The following is a 6,144-nucleotide window of genomic DNA, read 5'->3' on the forward strand; positions in this document are numbered from 1 at the left end:
CTCTCAATACCGCCAAGCAGGTTGAACGGCGAGTCAGTTGGCGGAAGGTTCGTGCGGGTACGCGCACTACCCCGGGAGGCACTCTTGCTGCGACGCGTCAATGGAACGGCCCTCATCATCGCGGCACTCGTGGCCACGCTCGGGGCGCTCGCCTTCCCGGTCTGGTCGTACGCCGACCGGTCGGGCACCGGCCAGGCGAACGTCGACGCCGGCACGGTCTCCACGCAGTGGGGACCGCTGACCGCGACCGACCGCGACTTCCTCGTGAAGGTCCGGCTGGCCGGGCTCTGGGAGATACCCGCCGGGCAGCAGGCGATGGAGCGCGCGCCCACCGAGGCGATCAGGGACGCCGGCGACCACCTCATCGTCGGCCACACCGACCTCGACCGGCGCACCCGCTCCGTCGCCGCCCGGCTCAATGTCGAACTGCCCAACCAGCCCACGGACCAGCAGCAGGGCTGGCTGAACGAGCTGGCGGCCGCCCGCGGGCTCGACTACGAGCAGAAGTTCGCGAACCTGCTGCGCAACTCGCACGGCAAGGTGTTCGCCCTGATCGCCGAGGTGCGGCACACGACCCGCAACACCCTCATCCGGCAGCTCGCGACCGACTCGAACCAGACGGTGCTCGACCACATCACGATGCTGGAGCGCACCGGACGCGTCGACTTCGACGGCATCGCCGACGAGGCGGCGGGCAAGCTCACGGCGAGCCCTACCGGACCTCCGGCGGCCTCCAACGCGGTGCCCTCGGCCCCGCCCGCCTCCCCCACCGCCGACGACAAGTCCTTCACCTCCCGCCCCTCCGCACCCGGTGAGGGGAACATCAACACCTCCCGCCCTGAGCCGGAAGACTGATCGTTCCGCGCCGGCCGAAACCTCAAATCAAGCTCTGAACGTCCCCCCAGGTGGATTCACCCCCGCCCACCGGGGCCATGACACCTGCACGCAACAGCGAGGGGGGCGAGAGATGACGCAGCACAAGACGCAGCAGCACCAGCGGACAGGGGCGGGGACCTCTTCCGGCCGGGGGACCCTTCCCGTCCTGGGGACGGGGATCGGCTGGCGGCCCGAGATCGCCGAGGCCGTGGAGCGGATGCCGGGGATCGACTGGGTGGAGGTCGTGGCGGAGAACATCTGCCCGGGCCACCTCCCCGAGCCGGTCCTGCGCCTGCGCGAGCGCGGTGTGACGGTGATCCCGCACGGTGTGTCGCTCGGTCTGGGGGACGCCGAGCGGCCCGACCCCGCCCGGCTGACCGCGCTCGCCGAGCGGGCCGAGGCGCTGGGCGCGCCGCTGGTCACCGAGCACATCGCGTTCGTACGGGCCGGGGGGAAGCGCACCGCGTCGCCGCACCTGGAAGCGGGGCATCTGCTGCCCGTGCCGCGGACGTACGACGCGCTCGACGTGCTCTGCGAGAACATCCGGATCGCCCAGGACGCTTTGCCGGTGCCGCTCGCCGTGGAGAACATCGCGGCCCTGGTGGCCTGGCCCGGCGAGGAGCTCACCGAGGGCCAGTTCCTCACCGAGCTCGTCGAGCGCACGGGCGTCCGGCTGCTCATCGACGTGGCCAACCTGCACACCAACCACGTCAACCGCGGCGAGGACCCGGCCGAGGCGCTGAGCGCACTGCCCGTCGAGGCCATCGCGTATGTGCACGTGGCGGGCGGCTTCGAACGCGACGGCGTGTGGCACGACAGCCACGCGCACCCGGTGCCGCAGCCGGTGCTCGACATCCTGGCCGACCTCGCCTCGCGCGTCGCACCGCCCGGTGTGCTCCTGGAGCGCGACGAGCGCTTCCCCGAGCCCGCGGAGCTCGAGCGCGAACTCGCCGCCATCCGCGAGACGGTGCGCGCGCACCGCCCGTCCGCTCCGCGCACCGCCGCGCCCGTACGGCCCGCCGCACCGACCGGCGCGTCCACGGAGGCGGCCCGCGACCGGCTGGCGCTCGCGCAGACCTCGCTGCTGTCGGCGCTGGTCGCGGGCACCCCTGCGCCCGAGGGCTTCGACCGCAGGCGGCTCGCGGTGCAGAGCCGGGCCCTGACCGGCAAGCGCGCCGACGTGGTCGCGAAGGTCGCGCCCGAACTACCCGTGATCCTCGGCGACGCGTACCGGCCGGCGTTCGTCGCGTACGCCCAGAACCGTCCGATGAGCCGCGGCTACCGTCATGACGCGCTCGACTTCACCGAGCACGTCCTCGCCGAGGGACGGCCCGAGGACCCGGAGGCCCGGCGGGAGCTGACGGACTGGTGGCTGGACCGGGTGGGTCCCAAGCCGATGGCCGAACGGCCGGTGGCCCGCTTCGCACGCCGCGTACGACTCGCGCTGGGGAGGGGATGATCCGATGCGGACGTTCTCGTACATCATGATCGCGCTGGTCGGTCTGCCCAGCCTCGTACATCTCTTCCGCCGCCTCAGCGCGCTCCAGGAACCGGCGCCGCCCGCGCCCGGCTCGATCGGGTCCACCTATGACGCGGCCTTCCTGCGCGGCGGCCCCGGACGGGTCGCGGACACGGTGATCGCCGGTCTCGCCACGGAGAACCGGATCCAGGTGCGCGATCCGGGCATCGTCCGCGTGCGCTCGCACGAGGCACGGGACGCGGTGGAGGCGGCGTTCTTCGACGCGTGCCGCGCCGCGTCGACCAGTTCGCTGTACTGGATGCGGGTCGCGCTGATGCGCAGCCCCGCCGTCCAGGCGGTCGGCGACGGTCTTGCCGAGCGTGGCCTGCTGCTGCGTCCCGGCGCCCCGCGGCCGTTGTCGCGCCGCGGGCTCCCGCTCTCCGTGATCGGTCTGGTGCTCTGCGGACTCGCCCTGATCGAGCCCTGGTTCGCCGCACCGCTCGCGGTGTTCGGATTCTTCGCGCTGTTGCCTGTGGTCGACCGCCCGCGCACGCGGCTCACGCCGGCGGGAGAGGCGGCCGTCGTCGCCTACCGGCGGGCCAACACGGGGAACCCGGACGTGCGCTATCGGGTCGCGATGGACGGGCGCTCGCGTATCGAGGACCGTGACCTGTACGTCCGCCTGACGAACGCCACGGGCCGCAGGTCCACGTCACAGCCCGGGACGGTGCAGACGACCACCCCGTCGGACCCGGGTCTGGCCTTCGTGGCGGTCACGTGGTGCGGCGGCGGTTCGGGGTCGGACTCCTCGGACCAGGGGGCGGCCTGCGGCGGGTCCGGCTGCGGGAGTTCGTCCTGCTCGTCGGGCGGATCCTCCGGGGGCGGCTCCTCGTGCAGCAGCTCGTCCGGCGGCTCGTCCTGCAGCAGCGGGTCGAGCGGCTCCAGCTGCAGCAGCGGGTCGAGCTGTGGAGGGGGCGGTGGCTGCGGAGGCGGGTCCTGAGCCAGGTACGCGGGCGGGACTTTCATCCCGCCCGTCCCCGGCGGATACTGGGAGCAACAGCAGCAAAGCGGCACCGCGCCGGGTCACGATTCCATCACCGAGCGTCCGCATAGTGAACACCCCATGGCGCGGAGCACGCCAAGTCCCATAGAAACTCCGCCATGTTCTGGGTCCTGTTCCTCCTTCTGGCCTGGGTCTTGGCAGGCATCACCTGCACAAGGCTCTGCCTCGCCGCGAGCCGCGGCGCCGGCCGCCCGGGCGCCGAGCGCCCCGGCGCCGAGCGCCCAGGCGCCGAGCTGAGCATCTACGAGGCGGCCTTCCTGTCCGGCGGCCCCGACCGCGTGGCGGCCCTGGCGATGATTGCGATGGCCCGCCAGCGCCGCCTCCTCCTCGCCCACACGGGCTGGGCCACGGTCGTCGACCCGGACGGCAAGGACGACCTGGAGCGTTCGGTGCTCGGCGCGATAGGCCCCGACGGCCAGTCCCGGATAGCGCCCGTACGCCTGCGCACCGCAGGCGGCGAACCCGTCCGCAAGCTCGCCGACCGCCTCACCGCCGCCGGGCTCGCCGTACCTGACGGGGCCCGCGGCGGCATCGACGTCGCGGTGCGCCAGGTGCAGGGCGCGGCCCTCGCCATCGTCGGACTCGGCGCCGTCTCGCTCCTGATGTGGCCTGACAACGGAGGCAGTACGACGCCGGTGGTCGCCTGGTTCCTGCTGCCGCTGATCGTGACGCTCGGCTGTCTGGCGATAGCGCGCTTCGAGGTGTACCCGTACACGCGCTGGGCCTCGACCGAGGGGCAGGAACTGCTCGGCCTCCTGGAGACCGACCGCCCGGACGACGAGCGCGGCTTCCTGACCGCCGTCGCGGTCCGTGGCCCCCGCGCGCTGACGGACCCGGCGCTGCGGGCCGTCTTCGACTGACCGGCGGGCCACAACCGGGCCGCGTGCAACCGGTCGGCCGCGTCCCGCTCCGCGCGCCCCTGGTCAACCCCAGCCGCGCCTCCACGCAACGGGGTTGTTGCAGCGACAACGCCGCGCCCGGTGCTGGACAACCCCAACTCACCGCCGAAGTATCCCTTTCATTCCGGATCATTCCGCTCGAAGGGATCCCCCCGCGCGATGAGAGCGCCCCTCCTCCACGGCCTGGCCGCCTCCCTGGCCTTGACCGCCCTGTCCGCCACACCGGCCGGCGCCGCCCGCGCGGACCACCCGACGGGCGGTGTCCCCGAGAGCCAGGGGGTCGCGCTCGCCGCGCAGCGCGCCGAGGCCGCCGGCCTGAAGTTCACCAAGTGCCCCGAGGAGGAGGGCCTGCCCTCCGCCATCCGGTGCGCGACCGTGCGCGTTCCGGTCGACTACGCCCGGCCCGAGGGCCGCAGCATCAAGCTGACCGTCAGCAAGGTCCCGGCCCGCACCAAGAAGAAGGGCGAGCGGCAGGGCGCGCTGGTCTTCAACCCGGGCGGCCCGGGCGCCTCCGGGATGTACTTCCCGATGGTCGGCGCGTTCCCCGAGTGGAAGAACCTCGCCCGCGTCTACGACCTGATCGGCTACGCGCCCCGCGGCGTGGGCCGCTCAGCCCCGCTGACCTGCCAGAACCCCAAGGACTTCGCGAAGGCGCCGACGCTGCACACGGTGCACCCCGACGAGACGTACAAGAAGGAGCGGATCGCCCGCGCCAAGGCGTACGCGCAGGGCTGTCTGGAGAACGCGGGCGCGGACCTGAGGCACTACAACACCCTCAACAACGCCCGCGACCTGGACGTGCTGCGCGCGGCGCTCGGCGAGAAGAAGCTCAACTTCCTGGGCGCCTCGTACGGCACGTATTACGGCGCCGTCTACGCGACGCTGTTCCCCACGCACGTCCGCAGGATGGTCTTCGACTCGGCGGTCAACCCCGACCCCCAGCAGATCTGGTACCGCAACAACCTCGACCAGTCCCTCGCCTTCGAGAGCCGCTGGGCCGATTTCCGCGCGTGGGTCGCCAAGCACGACGAGACGTATCAACTCGGCCGCACCGCCGACGCGGTGCAGCGCTCCTACGAGAAGGTGCGGGCGCGGCTCGCCGCGAAGCCGGCCGGCGGCAAGGTCGGCACGGCGCAGCTGCACGCCGCGTATCTGAAGGCCGGGTACTACGACGACTACTGGCCGCAGCGCGCCCACGCGCTCGCGGAGTATCTGCGGGGGAACGCGAAGCCGCTGATCGCCCAGGCCGCGAGCCATCCGGAGGCGGCGGCCGAGGACGAGAACGGCAACGCGGTGTACACGGCCGTCCAGTGCAATGACGCGCCCTGGCCCACCGACTTCCGGGTCTGGGACCGCGACAACAGCCAGATCGCGCAGGTCGCCCCGTTCGAGACGTGGGACAACGCCTGGATGAACCTGCCGTGCGCCTACTGGCCGGCGCCCCGGCAGCAGCCGCTGGACGTGAGGGCCACCCCGGGCGTGCTGCCGCCGACGCTGATCATGGCGGCGGAGCGGGACGCGGCCACCCCGTACACGGGGGCGCTCGAACTGAACCGCAGGCTGCCCGGCTCGGTCCTGGTCACGGAGCGCAAGTCCGGCACGCACGGTGTCAGCGGCGGTCCGAACGCGTGCGTCAACGGGCACATGGACGCGTATCTCGTGGACGGCGAGGTGCCGACGCGCGACACGGCGTCCTGCGCGCCGCACGCGGAGCCGAAGCCGGCTTCCTGAGGCGGGCCGGAGCAGAAGGGGGGGGGGGGGGGGGGGGGGGCCGCCCCCCCCCCCCCCCCCCGCCGGCCCCCCCCCCCCCCCCCCCCGGCGCGGGGGGGGGGGCGGGGCCGGGGCCC

Annotated in this window: 5 protein-coding genes; all 5 read left to right on the forward strand. The window is 73.2% G+C overall.

Annotation, left to right across the window (positions count from 1 at the left end; genetic code table 11):
- Nucleotides 1-87: 87 nt before the first annotated feature.
- The 5 genes from ACIBI4_RS33370 to ACIBI4_RS33390 all read left to right on the forward strand — a co-directional run bounded on the left by ACIBI4_RS33370 (nucleotide 88) and on the right by ACIBI4_RS33390 (nucleotide 6,028).
- A complete protein-coding gene (locus ACIBI4_RS33370) occupies nucleotides 88-855 on the forward strand; it encodes a DUF4142 domain-containing protein (protein WP_399207968.1) in 768 nt (255 codons plus the stop codon).
- A gap of 238 nt (nucleotides 856-1,093) precedes the next feature.
- On the forward strand, nucleotides 1,094-2,335 hold the full coding sequence (locus tag ACIBI4_RS33375) for a DUF692 domain-containing protein (protein ID WP_399207969.1): 1,242 nt from the start codon (nucleotides 1,094-1,096) through the stop codon (nucleotides 2,333-2,335).
- Nucleotides 2,336-2,339: 4 nt separating this feature from the next.
- Nucleotides 2,340-3,335 (forward strand): TIGR04222 domain-containing membrane protein, encoded by a 996-nt coding sequence (locus ACIBI4_RS33380; protein WP_399207956.1) that lies wholly within the window; start codon nucleotides 2,340-2,342, stop codon nucleotides 3,333-3,335.
- A gap of 161 nt (nucleotides 3,336-3,496) precedes the next feature.
- Nucleotides 3,497-4,258 carry a TIGR04222 domain-containing membrane protein gene (locus tag ACIBI4_RS33385; protein WP_399207957.1) on the forward strand — a complete coding sequence of 254 codons (762 nt, stop codon included), beginning with the start codon at nucleotides 3,497-3,499 and terminating at the stop codon, nucleotides 4,256-4,258.
- Nucleotides 4,259-4,456: 198 nt separating this feature from the next.
- Nucleotides 4,457-6,028: an alpha/beta hydrolase gene (locus ACIBI4_RS33390; RefSeq protein ID WP_399207958.1), complete on the forward strand. Its 1,572-nt coding sequence runs from the start codon at nucleotides 4,457-4,459 to the stop codon at nucleotides 6,026-6,028.
- Nucleotides 6,029-6,144 lie beyond the last annotated feature (116 nt).

Source organism: Streptomyces sp. NPDC050418 (assembly GCF_044458745.1).
Taxonomy (GTDB): Bacteria; Actinomycetota; Actinomycetes; order Streptomycetales; family Streptomycetaceae; genus Streptomyces.